Here is a 2,618-nt window from a genome sequence, read left to right as displayed (position 1 = left end):
GTACACCCCCACCCCGCCCCAGCCCCCCCCCCCGCCCCGGCCGGGGGGCGGGCCCGGGCCCGGGGGGGGCGGCGGCGGGGGGCCGCACGGGAGCGCCTACCCTTGTGGGATGACCAGCAGCGGCGACCGGAGTCAGGCAGTGGGCGGTACGAGAAGTTACGAGGTGCGCACCTACGGGTGCCAGATGAATGTCCACGACTCCGAACGGCTGTCCGGCCTCCTGGAGGGCGCGGGGTACGTCCGGGCGCCCGAGGGCTCCGACGGCGACGCCGACGTCGTCGTCTTCAACACCTGCGCCGTCCGCGAGAACGCCGACAACAAGCTGTACGGCAACCTCGGCCGGCTCGCGCCGATGAAGACCAGGCGACCCGGCATGCAGATCGCCGTCGGCGGCTGTCTGGCGCAGAAGGACCGGGACACCATCGTGCGGCGCGCCCCCTGGGTCGATGTCGTCTTCGGCACGCACAACATCGGCAAGCTGCCGGTCCTCCTGGAGCGCGCCCGTGTCCAGGAGGAGGCACAGGTCGAGATCGCCGAGTCGCTGGAGGCGTTCCCCTCCACGCTGCCGACCCGGCGCGAGTCCGCGTACGCCGCGTGGGTCTCCATCTCGGTGGGCTGCAACAACACCTGCACCTTCTGCATCGTCCCCGCGCTGCGCGGCAAGGAGAAGGACCGCCGTCCCGGCGACATCCTGGCCGAGATCGAGGCGCTGGTCGCCGAGGGCGTCTCCGAGATCACGCTGCTGGGCCAGAACGTCAACGCGTACGGTTCCGACATCGGTGACCGGGAGGCGTTCTCCAAGCTGCTGCGCGCCTGCGGGGCGATCGAGGGCCTGGAGCGCGTCCGCTTCACCTCGCCCCATCCGCGCGACTTCACGGACGACGTGATCGCGGCGATGGCCGGGACGCCGAACGTGATGCCGCAGCTCCACATGCCGCTCCAGTCCGGCTCGGACACGATCCTGAAGGCGATGCGCCGCTCGTACCGCCAGGACCGCTACCTCGGGATCATCGACAAGGTGCGCGCCGCCATCCCGCACGCCGCCATCTCCACCGACATCATCGTGGGCTTCCCCGGCGAGACCGAGGAGGACTTCGAACAGACCATGCATGTGGTGCGCGAGGCGCGCTTCGCGCAGGCGTTCACGTTCCAGTACTCCAAGCGCCCCGGTACCCCGGCGGCCGAGATGGACGGCCAGATCCCCAAGGAGGTCGTCCAGGAGCGCTACATGCGGCTGTCCGCCCTCCAGGAGGAGATCTCCTGGGAGGAGAACAAGAAGCAGGTCGGCCGGACGCTGGAGATCATGGTCGCGGAGGGCGAGGGGCGCAAGGACGGCGCCACGCACCGGCTCTCGGGGCGCGCCCCCGACAACCGGCTCGTCCACTTCACCAAGCCGGACGAAGAGGTGCGCCCCGGGGACGTGGTGACCGTCGAGATCACCTACGCCGCCCCGCACCATCTGCTCGCCGAGGGGCCGACCATCCGGGTACGGCGCACCCGGGCCGGCGACGCGTGGGAGAAGCGGAACACCGCCGAGGCGGCACGGCCCGCCGGGGTCCTGCTGGGGCTGCCCACGGTCGGCGTCCCGGCCCCGCTCCCCGCCGCCACCGGCGGCTGCGCCGCCCTCTGAGCACGGCACTAGGCTTCTGATCATGCTCGTCTCCGCTGCCGTATGTCCCAGTCCGCCGCTTCTGGTGCCCGCCGTGGCGGCCGGCGCCGCGCCCGAGCTGGACGCCGCGCGCGCCGCGTGCGCGGACACCCTGGGCGTGCTCGCCGCCGCCCGGCCCGACCGGCTGGTCGTCGTCGGGCCCGCGGAGCGCGCGGCGGGGGGAACGGAAGCCCATGCGCAGGGCGCCGTGGGGTCCTTCCGCGGCTTCGGCGTGGCGGTGGACGTCGCCCTGGGCGCGGCGGGACCGGGCGGCGTCGCCGAGGGCCCGGGAGGCGCCGCGGGGCGTCCCCGGCCCGCAGGGTCCGTACTCCCCGTCTCCCTCGCCGTCGCGGCGTGGCTGCTGGAGCAGGTGCGCTGGTCCGCCGCGCCCGTGTCGGGGCTGGCCGTGGACCCTCTGCTCGCCACCGACCGGTGCCTCCTGGCCGGACAGGAGATCGTCGCCGGGGCCGACCGGGTGGCGCTCCTGGTGATGGGCGACGCCAGCGCCTGCCGCACGCTCAAGGCGCCCGGCTATCTGGACGAGCGCGCGGCGGGTTTCGACGCGTCGGTCGCCGCCGCGCTGGCGGCGGCGGACCTCGCGGCGCTCACGGCGCTCGGCGTGGAACCGGCGGCCGAACTGAAGGCGGCGGGGCGGGCGCCCTGGCAGGTGCTCGCGGGCGCGGCCGGAGGCGCGGGGCTGACGGGCGCGCTGCTGTACGAGGACGCGCCGTACGGTGTCGGATACCTCGTGGCCGCCTGGTCCTAGCGGCGGCCTGGTCCCAGCGGGGGTCCAGAGGCTCCGCGGAGCCGCGACCCCAGCGCCCGGACCCCAGCGCCCGGGAGAGACACGTCACCGGGGGGGGGGGGGGGGGGGGCCCGGCCCCCCCCCCCCCCCCCCCCGGGGGGAGTAAAAAAAAAACAAGCCACACAACCAGATAAAACAAAAGGAGGAGAGAGAAAAAAAAAAATC

At 73.7% G+C, this 2,618-nt stretch carries 2 protein-coding genes; both read left to right on the top strand.

The features are described 5' to 3' along the window. Positions 1-109 precede the first annotated feature (109 nt). Entirely contained in the window at positions 110-1,630 is a 1,521-nt protein-coding gene (gene miaB / locus ACFXPK_RS30790; protein WP_385080411.1) for a tRNA (N6-isopentenyl adenosine(37)-C2)-methylthiotransferase MiaB, read from the top strand. A gap of 22 nt (positions 1,631-1,652) precedes the next feature. Continuing rightward, entirely contained in the window at positions 1,653-2,414 is a 762-nt protein-coding gene (locus ACFXPK_RS30785) for a hypothetical protein (RefSeq protein ID WP_385080409.1), read from the top strand. Positions 2,415-2,618 lie beyond the last annotated feature (204 nt).

Origin of the sequence: Streptomyces sp. NPDC059142, from assembly GCF_042755665.1 — a bacterium.
GTDB lineage: Bacteria > Actinomycetota > Actinomycetes > Streptomycetales > Streptomycetaceae > Streptomyces.
This window is presented reverse-complemented; position numbering and strand designations above follow the sequence as displayed.

Excerpts from the sequence above, each read along its gene's own strand:
- miaB (WP_385080411.1), top strand. The coding sequence starts at position 110 with ATGACCAGCAGCGGCGACCGGAGTCAGGCAGTGGGCGGTACGAGAAGT.
- ACFXPK_RS30785 (WP_385080409.1), top strand. The coding sequence starts at position 1,653 with ATGCTCGTCTCCGCTGCCGTATGTCCCAGTCCGCCGCTTCTGGTGCCC.